This is a genomic window from Agrobacterium sp. 22-223-1 (assembly GCF_053522385.1).
This window is the reverse complement of record NZ_JBNWCN010000008.1, coordinates 128,992-143,072: the sequence shown is the minus strand read 5'-3', so window position 1 is coordinate 143,072 and position 14,081 is coordinate 128,992. Positions and strand designations below refer to the sequence as shown.

The following is a 14,081-nucleotide window of genomic DNA, read 5'->3' as shown; positions in this document are numbered from 1 at the left end:
GGAAATGCGACAAACAAGGAGTTGGAGCGGTTTCGCGGTTCGAAGAAAAGCGAAAATGCTCCAAAGGATTGGTCTTTAACGCACCGAGTTCTTTTCTTGATCTCGGTCCAACCACAACGGTACTGCGATAGATGAAAGATTTTCCGGAAACCCTTCTCAACGGCTACAAGAACTTCATGAGCGGCCGCTATGTCGACGAGCGCGAAAGATACCGCGTTCTGGCCGACACCGGACAGAAACCGCAGACCCTGTTCATTGCCTGTTGTGACTCCCGCTCCGCGCCGGAAACCATTTTCGATTGCGGACCGGGAGAGCTTTTCGTCGTCCGCAACGTCGCCAACATGGTGCCGCCCTTCGAGCCGGACGGGCAGTACCACGCCACTTCGGCGGCTATCGAATATGCCGTTCAGGTTCTGAAGGTGAAGGATATCGTCGTCATGGGCCACGGCCGCTGCGGCGGCATTCAGGCAGCGCTCGATCCCAATCTCGAACCGCTGTCGCCGGGCGATTTCATCGGCAAATGGATGAACATGGTCAAGTCGGCCGCCGAGCAGATCCAGAGCAACGATGTCATGACCGCCTCCGAGCGCCAGACCGCGCTGGAACGGGTTTCCATCCGCAACTCCATCGCCAACCTGCGCGGCTTCCCCTTCGTCAAGGCGCAGGAAACCGCCGGCAAGGTGAAGTTGCACGGTGCATGGTTCGATATTTCGACCGGCGAGTTGTGGGTGATGGACAGCAAAACGGGTGATTTCCGCCGTCCAGATCTGTGAGTGAAGCGGGCTGTACTACTGGGCACCTTTTGGACCCGCTCCGGTAACTCCCGTCATCCTCGGGCTTGTCCCGAGAATCTAACCACCTCGCACAAAATCGGAACGTTGCAGATCCTCGGGACAAGCCCGAGGATGACGTCGAGAATGCGGATAAGGCCTTGTGATCACAAGGCCTTTCAAACCTAAGACCTTATTGGCCGTCAATCGCCTTGCCGATGAAGGCGATGGCCTGCTGGTAGACGCTTGCGGCGTTCCAGCCCTGGATGGCGGCGTAGTTCGCCTGTCCCTGCTGATAACCGGCACCGCGCTGCCAGCCGTGACCGACAAGGAAGTTCGCGGTGGAGGCCAGCGCATCGGCGCGCGAACCGACCAGATCGATACGGCCGTCGCGGTCGAAATCCACGCCATAACGCACGACGTTCAGCGGCAGGAACTGCGTCTGACCGATTTCACCATGGGCCGCACCCTTGGCATTGACGTTCAGCGAACCGCTGCCGACGAGCTTGAGGGCCGCATAAAGCTGCTCAGTGAAATAATCCGAACGACGGCAATCGAAGGAAAGCGTCGCCACGGCGGAAAGCGTGTGCTGGTTGCCCATGAAGCCGCCAAAGCCGGTTTCCATGCCCCAGATGGCGAGCAGCGGACCGGCCGGCACGCCATAGGCGCGCTCGATGGAAGCAAAGAGAGAAGCGTTGTTCTTCTTCATGGTCTTGCCGCGCGAAATGATCGTCTGACCGCCGCGCTTCTGCATGAACTGTTCGAAGGAGAGCTTGAAGCTGTGCTGGCCGCGGTCTGCGCGGATCGTCGCCTGGTTGTAGGAGACGCCGGAGAAAGCACGGTCGAGCACCGAGGCGCTGACGCCGCGGCCCGCCGCTTCCTGCTTGAAGGCGCCGACCCAGGCATCGAAGCCCGCCGAAGTGTTGCCGCATTGCGCAGCCATAACCGGCGTCGCTGCCAGAACCGAAACCATGGCCACACCAGCCAGAATTACCTTCATTGCCCGCATCAAAATCTGCCTTCGATATCCTTTGGGGAATTTTTCCCGAGAACCAAACCGTCAATACTGTATGATTCAGGTGCCAAATTGCTTTTTGGCGGCCTAAATTGCCTTTCGGCAGCAAGGCCTGCAAATAAACTGGCCGTGATCGTCGCCAATTATGAAACCCGCCTGCCCCACACAGAACAGACGGGTTATACTTAACGAACCTTAAAAAATGGTATCAGGCAGCCGCCTTGCGGGGCTTGATGAAACCACGATTGATCAACAGTTCGGCGATCTGGACGGCGTTGAGAGCCGCACCCTTGCGCAGATTGTCGGAAACAACCCACAGGTTGAGGCCGTTTTCGACCGTCGCATCTTCGCGGATGCGCGAGATATAGGTCGCGTCCTCACCGGCGGATTCGACCGGAGTGATGTAGCCGCCGTTTTCGCGCTTGTCGATGACGAGGCAACCCGGCGCTTCGCGCAGGATGTCGCGCGCCTGATCGGCGGTGATCTCGTTTTCGAACTCGATATTGACCGATTCCGAATGGCCGATGAAGACCGGAACGCGCACGGCCGTGCAGGTTACCTTGATCTTCGGGTCAAGCATCTTCTTGGTTTCGGCCAGAACCTTCCACTCTTCCTTGGTGTAGCCGTCTTCCATGAAGACGTCGATATGCGGAATGACGTTGAAGGCGATGCGCTTGGTGAACTTCTTGGCTTCGACCGGATCGGCTACGAAGACGGCGCGGGTCTGCTGGAACAGCTCGTCCATGCCTTCCTTGCCGGCACCGGAAACCGACTGGTAGGTGGAGACGACAACACGCTTGATCTTGGCGAAGTCATGCAGCGGCTTCAGCGCGACAACGAGCTGCGCCGTGGAGCAATTCGGGTTGGCGATGATGTTCTTCTTGGTAAAGCCCGCAACCGCATCGGCATTGACTTCCGGAACGATCAGCGGAACGTCCTGGTCGTAGCGCCATGCGGAAGAGTTGTCGATGACGACGCAGCCCTGCTGGCCGATCTTCGGCGACCACTTCTTGGAAACATCGCCGCCGGCCGACATCAGGCAAATATCCGTGTCGGAAAAATCGTAGTTCTCGAGGTTCGAGACCTTCAGCGTGCGGTCGCCATAGGAGACTTCCGTGCCCTGCGAGCGGGCGGAAGCGAGCGGCACGACTTCATCGGCGGGGAAACCGCGTTCGGCCAGGATATTGAGCATTTCGCGACCGACGTTGCCGGTGGCGCCTGCAATTGCAACTTTGAAACCCATGATCAAGCTCTCTTTCTGTCTCTCCTCTTTTTGGTGAGGTGGGAACCCGCATCATATCGCGGTTTCCTCGATCCCCAGCCAAACCGGGGAGAGAGCGGTGGCCAGAGACGTTAGACGGTTTTAATCGTCGTTTTGGCCGTAATTCGGATAGAATAAGAAAGGCGCGGATCATCGCCGGCCAATTGTGCCGGTCCTTCCATGACGAACATGTCTGCAACATGCATGCGCAAGGTGATGCTCCTTCTTCGCGAGAAGCTATTAGAAGGTTTCTCGGTTGTGTCAAGAAAAAAGGCGCGTTTGGAGGCGCCTTGCGCAAGACGTCAAATCGGCCCCCGCGACATTTTCGGGACGCCTTGCATTAGACTAAAGTCATAATCCGAAAGCATCGCTCTTATTGCAGTTAATTTTCTGTCACTCTGACACTCCGCGCATTGCACCCTTATGGGGAGTCCGGAGGAGAGAGATGGGCTCCGCAATGCGCCAATTGGGACATCTGTGGAGGACAGACAATGGCAGATATTGCAGCCGTGAGCGGCGCCGCCCGTCCAATGACGGGTGAAGAGAAGAAGGTGATTTTCGCCTCTTCTCTCGGAACAGTCTTCGAATGGTACGATTTTTATCTGTACGGCTCGCTCGCGATCTATATCGGCGCGAACTTCTTCAGCCAATATCCGGAAACGACACGCAACATCTTTGCGCTGCTGGCCTTCGCCGCCGGCTTCCTCGTGCGCCCCTTCGGCGCGCTGGTATTCGGCCGTCTGGGCGACATTGTCGGCCGCAAATATACCTTCCTCATCACCATCCTCATCATGGGCGTTTCGACCTTCCTCGTCGGCGTCCTGCCCGGCGCATCGCAGATCGGCATCGCCGCTCCGATCATCCTGATCGCGCTGCGCATGCTGCAGGGCCTGGCGCTCGGCGGTGAATATGGCGGTGCGGCAACTTACGTGGCCGAACATGCGCCGAACGGCCGCAGGGGCTATTACACCTCGTGGATCCAGACGACGGCGACGCTCGGCCTGTTCCTGTCGCTGGTGGTCATTCTCGGCGTGCAGTTCGCACTCGGCAAGGAAGCCTTCGCAGCCTGGGGCTGGCGCATTCCCTTCCTCGTTTCCGTTCTGCTGCTCGGCGTATCGGTCTGGATTCGTCTGAAAATGAACGAATCTCCCGCCTTCAAGAAGATGAAGGAAGAAGGCAAGACATCCAAGGCGCCGCTCAGCGAAGCCTTCGGCCAGTGGAAAAACGCCAAGATCGCGCTCATCGCGCTTGTCGGTGCCGTCATCGGCCAGGCCGTTGTCTGGTATACGGGTCAGTTCTACGCGCTGTTCTTCCTGCAGAGCATCCTGAAGGTCGACGGCCAGTCCGCCAACATCATGGTGGCGGCGGCCCTCATCCTCGGCACCAGCTTCTTCGTCATCTTCGGCTGGCTTTCCGACAAGATCGGCCGCAAGCCGATCATCATGGCCGGTCTCATCCTTGCCATGCTGACCTACTTCCCGCTGTTCAAGGCACTGACATGGGCCGGCAACCCGGCGCTTGCGCAAGCCCAGTCCAGCGTTCGCGCCACCGTGACCGCAGCCCCCGGCGACTGCAAGTTCCAGTTCAACCCGACCGGCACGGCGAAATTCACCACATCCTGCGATATCGCCACCTCGTTCCTGACGCGCAACTCCGTTCCCTATGACGTGGTTGCAGGAGCAGCCGGCCAGCCGGCCAGCATCAAGATCGGCGATGCGACCATCGCCAGCTACGACGCGGCCGCCGCCGGCGCGGATGCGGCAGCCAAGGACAAGGCCTTCCAGAAGCAGGTCAACATGGCGCTTCACGATGGCGGCTACCCGCTGGTGCGCGGCGCGGCGCAGGTGCCGGACGCGAAACTGGATGCCTTCATTGCCGCAAACCCGGAGCTTAACCTCAATGCGGAGGCCGTTCGCGCTGCCGACAAGAAAATGGTCGCGACCGACAAGCTGGTGGCGGACAAGCTGCTGACACCGGCAGAGGCCGCTGGTGCCGCGGAAGTGGCCGTCTACACCGTAGCCGGCGGCGGCACCTTCTCCATGGTGGCCGATCCGGCCGCCGTGAACTGGGTCGTCATCATCGCGGTCCTGACCGTCCTCGTCATCTACGTGACGATGGTCTACGGCCCGATCGCGGCCCTGCTGGTCGAACTGTTCCCGACCCGCATCCGCTACTCCGGCATGTCGCTGCCATACCACATCGGTAACGGCTGGTTCGGCGGTCTTCTGCCCGCCACCGCCTTTGCGATGAGCGCGGCGAAGGGCGACATCTATTACGGTCTCTGGTACCCGATCATCTTCGCGGGCATCACGCTGGTCGTCGGCCTGCTGTTCCTGCCGGAAACCAAGGATCGCGATATCCACGCCATGGATTGAGCCATACCCTGTTTGACATTTTCGGAACCCGGCGCCGAAGCGTCGGGTTCTTTTATTGCGCGGTACGTCCGCATATCGAACAAGACTGTCGCAGCGGGCTGTCATTCCGTCGCAGGCAAGACAAAATCAATATGGAGACAAAGCCCCCCTGAATAGGTTATGACCCCCCTATATTATCAGGCAGAGGGAGAGCCATTTTGAGAATCGGGACACCTAAGGAATTATATGAGGGCGAGGCGCGTGTCGGCATGACGCCCGACAGCGCCCAGGCATTGCAGAAACTCGGATATGATTGCATTCTTGAAACCGGTGCAGGCAAGGCGGCGGGTTTTTCCGACGACGCCTATCGCGCAGCCGGTGTGACGATCGTCGACAGCGCCGATGCGCTTTACGCCGGTTCCGACATCATCGCCAAGGTTCGTCCGCCGGAAACGTCGGAGATTGATCGCCTGTCTTCGGACAAGACGCTGATCTCGTTCTTCTATCCCGCCCAGAACAAGGATCTTCTGGAGCAGGCGAAGGAAAAGGGCGCAAATGTCATCGCCATGGACATGGTGCCGCGCATTTCCCGCGCCCAGAAGATGGACGCCCTGTCCTCCATGGCCAATATCGCCGGTTATCGCGCGGTGATCGAGGCCGGCAATAATTTCGGCCGCTTCTTCACCGGTCAGGTCACCGCCGCCGGCAAGGTGCCGCCCGCCAAGGTGCTGGTCATCGGCGCAGGCGTTGCCGGTCTTGCCGCCATCGGCACGGCCACATCGCTCGGCGCCATCACCTATGCCTTCGACGTTCGCCCTGAAGTGGCCGAACAGATCGAATCCATGGGCGCGGAATTCGTCTATCTCGATTTCGCCGATCAGCAGCAGGACGGCGCCGCCACCGGCGGTTATGCTGCCCCCTCCTCGCCGGAATTCCGCGAGAAGCAGCTCGAAAAATTCCGCGAACTCGCGCCGCAGATCGATATCGTCATCACCACGGCGCTCATTCCGGGCCGCGACGCCCCGAAACTGTGGCTCGCCGACATGGTGGCGATGATGAAGCCGGGTTCGGTCATCATCGACCTCGCCGCCGAACGCGGCGGCAATTGCGACCTCACGGTTCCCGACCAGCGCATCGTCTCAGAGAATGGCGTCATCGTCATCGGCTATACGGATTTCCCGAGCCGCATGGCGACGCAGGCCTCGACGCTCTATTCCACCAACATCCGCCACATGATGACCGATCTGACGCCCGCCAAGGACGGCAAGCCGGTTCACAACATGGAAGACGACGTCATCCGCGGTGCGACGGTCACCTATCAGGGTGAAATCACTTATCCCCCGCCGCCGCCGAAAATTCAGGCGATTGCCGCGCAGAAGCCGAAGGAAAGAGCAAAAGAACTCACGCCCGAGGAAAAGCACGCCAAGGAACATGCCGACTTCAAGGCGCAGACGAAAAGCCAGGTCGGCCTGCTTGCCATCGGCACGGCGATCCTGCTTCTGGTGGGCGCTTTCGCGCCGGCAAGCTTCATGAGCCATTTCATCGTTTTCGTTCTGGCCTGCTTCGTCGGTTTCCAGGTCATCTGGAATGTCAGCCACTCGCTGCACACGCCGCTGATGGCGGTGACGAACGCGATTTCCGGCATCGTCATCATCGGCGCATTGCTGCAGATCGGTTCCGGCAACTGGCTGGTGGTGATCCTGGCCTCGCTTTCCGTCCTGATCGCGACGATCAACATCGTCGGCGGTTTCCTCGTGACACGGCGCATGCTCGCCATGTTCCAGAAGTCCTGAGCCGTGTAGGGGACATTCAATGACCATTGGTATCGTTTCCGCGGCCTATGTTGCCGCAGCCGTTCTTTTCATCCTTTCTCTTGGCGGCCTTTCCGGACAGGAAAGCGCCAAACGCGCCGTCTGGTACGGCATTGTCGGCATGGGTCTCGCCATCGTCGCCACCGTCTTCGGCCCTGAGATCAGCAAGGGCGTCGGGCAGTGGCTCGTGGTGCTGCTGATGCTGGCGGGCGGCTCCGTTCTCGGCTATTTCGTCGCAAGCCGCGTGCAGATGACCGAAATGCCGCAGCTTGTTGCAGCCCTTCACTCCTTCGTCGGCCTCGCCGCCGTCTTCATCGGCTTCAACGCCCATATCGAGGAAGCGCATGTCGCCTCGCTCGATGAGACCGCGCGTTCGCTGCTGACCGGCTTTTCCGCCATTCTCGCCCACAAGACGCCGGTTGAACTGGCGATCATGAAGGTCGAGGTCTTCCTTGGCGTCTTCATCGGCGCGGTCACCTTCACCGGCTCCGTCGTCGCCTTCGGCAAGCTCGCCGGCAAGGTGGACGGCAAGGCGAAGAAACTGCCGGGCGGGCATCTGCTCAATGCCGGCGCTGCGATCCTGTCGCTCGTGCTGCTCATCATGTATTGCAACGGCGCCGGCGCATGGACGCTGGTGCTGATGACGCTTGCCGCCTTCTTCATCGGCTATCACCTGATCATGGGCATCGGCGGCGCCGACATGCCTGTCGTCGTTTCGATGCTGAACAGCTATTCCGGCTGGGCGGCGGCGGCAATCGGCTTTACGCTCGGCAACGATCTGCTGATCGTCACCGGTGCGCTGGTCGGCTCCTCGGGTGCGATCCTCTCCTACATCATGTGCAAGGCGATGAACCGCTCCTTCATCTCGGTCATCCTCGGCGGCTTCGGCGGCACGACGGGTCCGGCGATGGAAATCGAGGGCGAGCAGGTGGCGATCGACGCCGAAGGCGTGGCCGCAGCGCTGAATGACGCCGACAGCGTCATCATCGTTCCCGGCTACGGCATGGCGGTGGCGCAGGCGCAGGCAGCTGTCTCCGAACTGACCCGCAAGCTGCGCGCCGACGGCAAGACCGTGCGCTTCGCCATCCACCCGGTCGCAGGCCGCCTTCCCGGCCACATGAACGTGCTGCTGGCCGAGGCCAAAGTGCCCTACGACATCGTGCTGGAAATGGACGAGATCAACGACGACTTCCCCAATACCGACGTCGTTATCGTCATCGGCTCCAACGACATCGTCAATCCGGCCGCCCAGGACGATCCGAACTCGCCGATTGCCGGCATGCCGGTTCTGGAAGTGTGGAAGTCCAAACTGGTCATCGTCTCCAAGCGCGGCCAGGGAACGGGTTACTCCGGCATCGAGAACCCGCTGTTCTACAAGGACAATACCCGCATGTTCTACGGCGACGCCAAGAAGTCGATCAACGATCTTCTGCCGCTGATCAAGTAAATGAAAAGGGCGTTTCCGGGAAACCGGAAACGCCCTTTCTACATTCCGACAGGGAAAACTCCCGCTGGATCAAAGCACCCGGTAACGCCGGTTGAAATACATCAGCGCCTCATCGCCTTCATTGATCTTCATATCCACAACCTCGCAGATCAGAATATCATGCGTGCCGCCGTCATGCGCCTCGCGGATGCGGCAGTCGAAAGAGACAAGCGCGTCCTCCAGAACCGGCGCGCCGGTTTCAAGCACACCCCAGCTCCCGGCGGCGAAACGCTCTTCCGCCGGCGTCTTGCCGCCGAAAAGCGTGCTCAGCACCTCGTGATGGGCGGCGAGCGTGTTAACGCAGACGACGCCATTGGCCTTCACCACCCTGTAGGCGGAAGAATTGCGGTTGAGGCAGATAAGAAGCGTGGGCGGATTGTCGGAAACGCTGCAAACCGCTGTCGCTGCAAAGCCTGCACGGCCTGCCGCCCCGTCCGTGGTGACGATATTGACCGCCGCACCGAGCCGCGCCATGGCGTTTCTATAATCGAGGCTGCGTTGCTGTGCAGTCTTCGTCTCCATTTCCGCTTCCTTTTCAAGAGACATCATCTGCATCTAACCCATCCTTCCTTAACAGGCCATCAAGCCAGCACACAGGCGTCTTCAAAGCCAAGGCGGGGCAACCGTCCGAAAAGCTTCGACGGATCGCCATAGCCGAGATTGATCAGGAAATTGGACTTCCATGTCGTGCCTGCGAAAAACGCCGTATCCACCTTGCCTTTGTCGAAACCGGACATTGCCCCGGTATCCAGTCCCAAGGAGCGGGCTGCAAGGATGAGATAACCCGCCTGCAGCGTGGCATTGCGGAAGGCCGTCTCCTCGGCCACGGCCGGGCTGGAGGTGAACCACGAACGGGCATCGGCATGCGGAAACAGCATCGGCAGTTTCTCGTAAAATTCACGGTCGATGGCGGCGATTACGGTGACGGGTGCTGCCATGGTCTTTTCAAGGTTGCCCGACGAAAGCGCTGGCCGCAGTTTTTCTTTCGCTTCCTGGCTGCGCACGAACACGAAACGCCCCGGCGAGCAATTGGCCGAGGTCGGACCCATCTTCGTCAGATCGTAGAGCTCTCTCAGCGTCTCGTCGCCGACCGGCTTGTCAGCCCAGCCATTATGGGTGCGGGCCGCGGTGAAAAGTGCTGCAAGTGCCTTGTCGTCAAGTGCTGTCGTCATTGTCCTAAAAATCCCGTCAGAATGTTCGTGTTGCCGGTAGCAGAAACTGCAAAAGCCGAGCGTTGAAAAGGTCAGCTTCGGTAATATTGACCGCATGCGCCCCGAAATCGAGAAGGCAGAGTTCGCCATGCGGCAAACCCTCAACGAGACGCAGGGAGCGGGTGTAGGGCACCAGAAGATCGTCTTTCGTGCCCACCACCAGAACCGGATTGCCGATCTCGCCGAGGCGGGTATCCACATCGAAGCCCCTCAGCGCCGCGATGCGCCGAAGCACATTCGCCTTGCCCTGAAAATGCGCGACGCCATGGGCATCGTCCCGCGCCAGCCGCTCCTGATGTTCCGACATCCAGGCGGCCGGATAAAGAAACAGCGGTTGGGCTTTTACGAAAGCCTCGACGCCGGATTTCTCCAGAAGCTCGATCCGCACATCGAAGCAGCGCCCGGAATGCGGATCGGCCTTGCTCCAGGCATTGATAAGAACGAGCCTGTCGATAAGGCCGGGCTGGCGCAGCGCGATATCGAGTCCGATCAGACCGCCAAGCGCATGACCCATGAAGTGGAATTTCTCGAGGTTCAGCGCCGAGACGATTTCCAGCACATCATCCGCCATCGCCGATATGCCGCCATCCAGCGGCACCTCGCCGCCGGTCCTGCCGGTTCCGCGATGATCGTAAGTGACGATCCGGAAATGACCGGAAAGGGCTTCGATCTGCGGCGTCCAATAGGCGCCCGATCCGCCCAGTCCCGATGACAGCAGGATTGTAGGCGCCTCAGGATCAGTCCGGCCATGAACCTCGAAATGCATCATCTGCCGTTTCGCCCTATTTGCCGATATGGGCGACGGTGGCGATTTCCACCAGCGCGTCGGGTTTTACGAGGCCGCACTGAATGCAATAACGCGCCGGCTTGTCGCCGGGGAAATATTCGGCATAGACCGTGTTGACGGCCTGATAATTCGCCCAGTCGGTGATGAAGATGTGGTTCATCGTCACGTCCTCCATCGTGCCGCCGGCGGTTTCGATGACGGACTTGATGGTTTCCAGAACATGGCGGGTCTGCGCGCTGGCATCGCCCACATGCACGACATTATTGTCCTTGTCGAAAGGCAGCGTGCCGGAAACGTAAACCACGCCATCGGCAAGGGTTCCCGGCGAAAAGGGAGCGATGGGTTTGCTGGTGCCGGCGGGCACGACGATCTTCTTCGGCATTTCGTTCTCCTCTTGTGGTTGGATATCAAGCGCTGGCGGGTGCGGCCTGCGAGATGACGCCGCAGAAATCATTGACGGTGGCAACCCAGCCGAAAAATTTCTCGACATTGTAGACCGTCGCCTGCTGGATATAGTCCGGCCCGAGATGATGTGTGGCATCCTCCAGCATCACCCCGAAATATTCGAGATGGAAGGCGTCGCGCAGCGAGCTTTCCACGCAGACATTGGTGGCGATGCCGACGAAGACCAGATTGCGAATGCCGCGGGCGCGCAGAACGCTGTCCATATTGGTGTTGAAGAAACCGCTGTAACGCGTCTTCGGCACCAGAATATCGCCGGGCTGTGGCTGCAGCTCGTCAACGATGGCATAATCCCACGTCCCCTTGGCCAGCAGTTGGCCCTGTAGTTCAGGCCTCTTGCGCATGGTCTTCAGGGCGTTGGACTTGTGCCAATTGGGCGAACCCGGCCCGCCCGCCTCGACATAGTCCTTGTCCCAGCCATTCTGGAAATAAATGACCTGAACGCCCGCCGCCCGTGCCGCATCCAGCGTCTTCTTGATGTTGGCGATGGTGCCCTTGGCCCCGGAAATGTCGAAACCCGCGAGGTCGACATAACCGCCCTCGGTCGAGTAGGCGTTCTGCATGTCGACCACGACAACGGCGGTCTCGCTGGGCTTCAGGGTGATCGGCTCCGGCCGGGCGGGAAGCGTCACGCTTTCCGAACGGCTTTCCGGCCCCTTGTAACCCGCCACAACGGCTTCACTCATTCCGCAGCCTCCAGTGCAGCCTGAACATGCGCGCGGCTCTTCATCAGCGGCTGCACATATTTGCCGAATTTCTCGACGCCTTCGAGGAAGTCGTCGAAGGTCAGCATCACGCCGCCCGTTCCCGGCACTTCGCTCATCTCGTCCAGCATGGCCGCCACCTCCTCATAGGAGCCGATCAGCGTTCCCATGTTGATATTGACCGCCGAGACGGGATTGGACATGTGCCGGACATTGGTGTCGGAGCCGGATTTGGTATCGACAGCGCTTTGCAGGCCGAGCCACTTGATGGCATCCTCATCCGCACCTGCCTTGTAGTGCTCCCATTTCGCCCAGGCATCCTCGGATTTTTCCTCGGCAAGGATCATCGTCAGCACGACGGATTTAACCTCGCGGCCGGTCTTTTCCGTTGCCGCCAGCAGTCGCTCATTGGTGGGCGCGAAGGCCTTGGGCGTATTGACGCCAACGCCGAAGCAGAAGCTGTAATCAGCGAACTTGGCCGAAAACGCCATGCCGGAATTGGAAGAGCCGGCGCAGATGAGTTTGACGTCGCCCTGCGGCACCGGCTTCATGCGGCAATCGTCCATCTGGAAGAACTTGCCCTTGTAGTCCGACTGGCCCTCCGTCAGCAGCTCTTTCAAGATGGAGGTATATTCGCCGAGATATTCGTAGCGGTCGCCGAAATAATCGTCGCCCGGCCAAAGGCCCATCTGGCTATATTCCGGACGCTGCCAGCCGGTAATAAGATTGATGCCGAAACGGCCGCCGGAAATGGAATCGATGGTCGTCGCCATGCGAGCAACGATGGCCGGCGGCATGACCAGCGTAGCGGCCGTGCCGAACAGCTTGATCTTGGAGGTGACGGCGGCAAGGCCCGCCATCAGCGTGAAGGATTCCAGATTATAGTCCCAGAATTCGGTCTTGCCGCCAAAGCCGCGCAGCTTGATCATCGAAAGAGCGAAGTCGAAACCATATTGCTCCGCCTTCAATGTGATGGCCTTGTTCAGGTCGAAGCTCGGTTTGTATTGCGGCGCGTTTTCTGACAGCAGCCAACCATTGTTCCCGATCGGGATAAAAACACCAACTTCCATCTTGCTGTTCCCTTTTTTGCATCAGGTGTCTCCTGACTTGGCAAAAGAGTAGCAGGTTCTGTGCCAGACCAAATAAAATAATTTTATCAAATGGATAAAATTTTGGAGGCGAATTATTTTTACCAAAAGATAAAAATTTTATCATTCGATAAAATTATTTGCCTGTTTATTCGGCAAATATCGAACGCAATCTGCGGGGAATGGGTGGCTCTTACATCGGTCGCGGAGCGTCGTACAAAATCCGGAAGCTCTTCTCCGTCATGCCGGACTAGATCCGGCATCCAGCCACGGCGCGTCTGCGCCGTGAGGAATGAGTCTTTTGCGATCAAGGACTTGATCGCGCTGGACCCCGGATCAAGTCCGGGGTGACGCCGTGAGGGTGCCAAAACCCGGCCAAACATCCATGCACACGCAGCATTCCAAGCACTCTCAGATGAGCTGCCGCAAAGCTATGCCGAAATCTCACACGAGGCGCTGCTGCGCATAAGCATGCACAGCCCGGAAAGCGGCTTCCGCACCGGCGATGACCCGCTCTTCCTCTTCGACCGTCAGCGAAATTTCATCGAGCGCAGCGGTGAAAGTGCGCCAGTGCAGGCCGCGTCCTTCCGGAGCACCGGCCAGATGGCGTGCCCCGAAGTCTTCATTCAGACCAAGCTTGGCCGCATCCTTCAGCAGGAAAGCAGCGCCCAGATTGGAGCCTTCGACCACATAAAGCCAACCCATGGCCTCCGGCAGATCGAACGGCGTTTCACCGGTGAAGCGCGGCTCGGCGGTTTCGGGAATGGAAAGGCCGAGATCGGCGAGGTCCTGTTCGATCATGGAGAGACGGCGGCGGCCCTTGAGATCGGGAAGTAGACCATCGAGCGTCGCATTGGAAAAGAAGACATCGAGGTCACGATGGAAAAGATACTGCGTTTCCACGAATTTGCCGAAGTTCTCCCGGCTCTCGAACGGCTTCGATGCCATGATGAAGGCATCGAGATCGCCATGCGCGCCGCGCGTCGCAGCTTTCAGGCGCTTGACGCGGCTCTGCTCAATGTCTGCTACAGGCGCTGACGGCTCCGCAATGGTCATGATAATGGTCCCTTTATCCCTAATATTCAGATTGCTGATAAAAATCTTTACTCCAACAGTCAAATTTTATTTTCGC

At 59.2% G+C, this 14,081-nt stretch carries 13 protein-coding genes; 4 read left to right on the top strand and 9 right to left on the bottom strand.

The window, feature by feature from the left end:
• Positions 1-131: 131 nt before the first annotated feature.
• Positions 132-773, top strand: coding sequence for a carbonic anhydrase (locus tag ACQZ60_RS24690; RefSeq protein WP_006312112.1), 642 nt, complete (start codon positions 132-134; stop codon positions 771-773).
• 190 nt (positions 774-963) lie between these two features.
• Here ACQZ60_RS24690 and ACQZ60_RS24685 read toward each other — a convergent pair whose 3' ends face one another.
• Together ACQZ60_RS24685 and ACQZ60_RS24680 are read right to left on the bottom strand one after the other, a co-directional pair.
• Positions 964-1,779 carry a lytic murein transglycosylase gene (locus ACQZ60_RS24685; protein ID WP_003522625.1) on the bottom strand — a complete coding sequence of 272 codons (816 nt, stop codon included), beginning with the start codon at positions 1,777-1,779 and terminating at the stop codon, positions 964-966.
• A gap of 214 nt (positions 1,780-1,993) precedes the next feature.
• Positions 1,994-3,028, bottom strand: a complete 1,035-nt coding sequence (locus tag ACQZ60_RS24680) for an aspartate-semialdehyde dehydrogenase (RefSeq protein ID WP_003522626.1) — start codon at positions 3,026-3,028, stop codon at positions 1,994-1,996.
• Positions 3,029-3,537: 509 nt separating this feature from the next.
• Here ACQZ60_RS24680 and ACQZ60_RS24675 point away from each other — a divergent pair.
• The 3 genes from ACQZ60_RS24675 to ACQZ60_RS24665 all read left to right on the top strand — a co-directional run bounded on the left by ACQZ60_RS24675 (position 3,538) and on the right by ACQZ60_RS24665 (position 8,658).
• Positions 3,538-5,421, top strand: a complete 1,884-nt coding sequence (locus tag ACQZ60_RS24675) for an MFS transporter (protein WP_448736323.1) — start codon at positions 3,538-3,540, stop codon at positions 5,419-5,421.
• 197 nt (positions 5,422-5,618) lie between these two features.
• Positions 5,619-7,193 (top strand): Re/Si-specific NAD(P)(+) transhydrogenase subunit alpha, encoded by a 1,575-nt coding sequence (locus ACQZ60_RS24670; RefSeq protein WP_448736322.1) that lies wholly within the window; start codon positions 5,619-5,621, stop codon positions 7,191-7,193.
• A 19-nt stretch (positions 7,194-7,212) separates the two neighbouring features.
• Entirely contained in the window at positions 7,213-8,658 is a 1,446-nt protein-coding gene (locus ACQZ60_RS24665) for an NAD(P)(+) transhydrogenase (Re/Si-specific) subunit beta (protein ID WP_003522629.1), read from the top strand.
• A gap of 69 nt (positions 8,659-8,727) precedes the next feature.
• Here the strand turns inward: ACQZ60_RS24665 and rutF are convergent, their stop codons facing one another.
• From rutF to ACQZ60_RS24630, 7 genes are all read right to left on the bottom strand, one after another.
• Positions 8,728-9,252, bottom strand: a complete 525-nt coding sequence (gene rutF / locus ACQZ60_RS24660; RefSeq protein WP_065655575.1) for an NADH-dependent FMN reductase RutF — start codon at positions 9,250-9,252, stop codon at positions 8,728-8,730.
• Positions 9,253-9,278: 26 nt separating this feature from the next.
• Positions 9,279-9,869, bottom strand: coding sequence for a malonic semialdehyde reductase (locus tag ACQZ60_RS24655; RefSeq protein ID WP_020810327.1), 591 nt, complete (start codon positions 9,867-9,869; stop codon positions 9,279-9,281).
• Positions 9,870-9,885: 16 nt separating this feature from the next.
• Entirely contained in the window at positions 9,886-10,677 is a 792-nt protein-coding gene (rutD, locus tag ACQZ60_RS24650) for a pyrimidine utilization protein D (RefSeq protein ID WP_448736321.1), read from the bottom strand.
• 13 nt (positions 10,678-10,690) lie between these two features.
• On the bottom strand, positions 10,691-11,077 hold the full coding sequence (gene rutC, locus ACQZ60_RS24645; RefSeq protein ID WP_003492069.1) for a pyrimidine utilization protein C: 387 nt from the start codon (positions 11,075-11,077) through the stop codon (positions 10,691-10,693).
• Between the two features lie 25 nt (positions 11,078-11,102).
• A complete protein-coding gene (gene rutB / locus ACQZ60_RS24640) occupies positions 11,103-11,843 on the bottom strand; it encodes a pyrimidine utilization protein B (RefSeq protein ID WP_448736320.1) in 741 nt (246 codons plus the stop codon).
• Positions 11,840-12,931 (bottom strand): pyrimidine utilization protein A, encoded by a 1,092-nt coding sequence (rutA, locus tag ACQZ60_RS24635; protein WP_448736319.1) that lies wholly within the window; start codon positions 12,929-12,931, stop codon positions 11,840-11,842. Before rutA ends, rutB begins: the two co-directional genes overlap by 4 nt.
• A gap of 462 nt (positions 12,932-13,393) precedes the next feature.
• On the bottom strand, positions 13,394-14,005 hold the full coding sequence (locus tag ACQZ60_RS24630) for a biliverdin-producing heme oxygenase (RefSeq protein ID WP_020810167.1): 612 nt from the start codon (positions 14,003-14,005) through the stop codon (positions 13,394-13,396).
• Between the last annotated feature and the right edge of the window lie 76 nt (positions 14,006-14,081).

Bases quoted from the DNA above. Each gene is read 5' to 3' on its own strand.
- ACQZ60_RS24690 (WP_006312112.1), top strand. From the start codon at position 132: ATGAAAGATTTTCCGGAAACCCTTCTCAACGGCTACAAGAACTTCATG.
- ACQZ60_RS24685 (WP_003522625.1), bottom strand. From the start codon at position 1,779: ATGCGGGCAATGAAGGTAATTCTGGCTGGTGTGGCCATGGTTTCGGTT.
- ACQZ60_RS24680 (WP_003522626.1), bottom strand. From the start codon at position 3,028: ATGGGTTTCAAAGTTGCAATTGCAGGCGCCACCGGCAACGTCGGTCGC.
- ACQZ60_RS24675 (WP_448736323.1), top strand. From the start codon at position 3,538: ATGGCAGATATTGCAGCCGTGAGCGGCGCCGCCCGTCCAATGACGGGT.
- ACQZ60_RS24665 (WP_003522629.1), top strand. From the start codon at position 7,213: ATGACCATTGGTATCGTTTCCGCGGCCTATGTTGCCGCAGCCGTTCTT.
- rutF (WP_065655575.1), bottom strand. From the start codon at position 9,252: ATGCAGATGATGTCTCTTGAAAAGGAAGCGGAAATGGAGACGAAGACT.
- ACQZ60_RS24655 (WP_020810327.1), bottom strand. From the start codon at position 9,869: ATGACGACAGCACTTGACGACAAGGCACTTGCAGCACTTTTCACCGCG.
- rutD (WP_448736321.1), bottom strand. From the start codon at position 10,677: ATGATGCATTTCGAGGTTCATGGCCGGACTGATCCTGAGGCGCCTACA.
- rutC (WP_003492069.1), bottom strand. From the start codon at position 11,077: ATGCCGAAGAAGATCGTCGTGCCCGCCGGCACCAGCAAACCCATCGCT.
- rutB (WP_448736320.1), bottom strand. From the start codon at position 11,843: ATGAGTGAAGCCGTTGTGGCGGGTTACAAGGGGCCGGAAAGCCGTTCG.
- rutA (WP_448736319.1), bottom strand. From the start codon at position 12,931: ATGGAAGTTGGTGTTTTTATCCCGATCGGGAACAATGGTTGGCTGCTG.
- ACQZ60_RS24630 (WP_020810167.1), bottom strand. From the start codon at position 14,005: ATGACCATTGCGGAGCCGTCAGCGCCTGTAGCAGACATTGAGCAGAGC.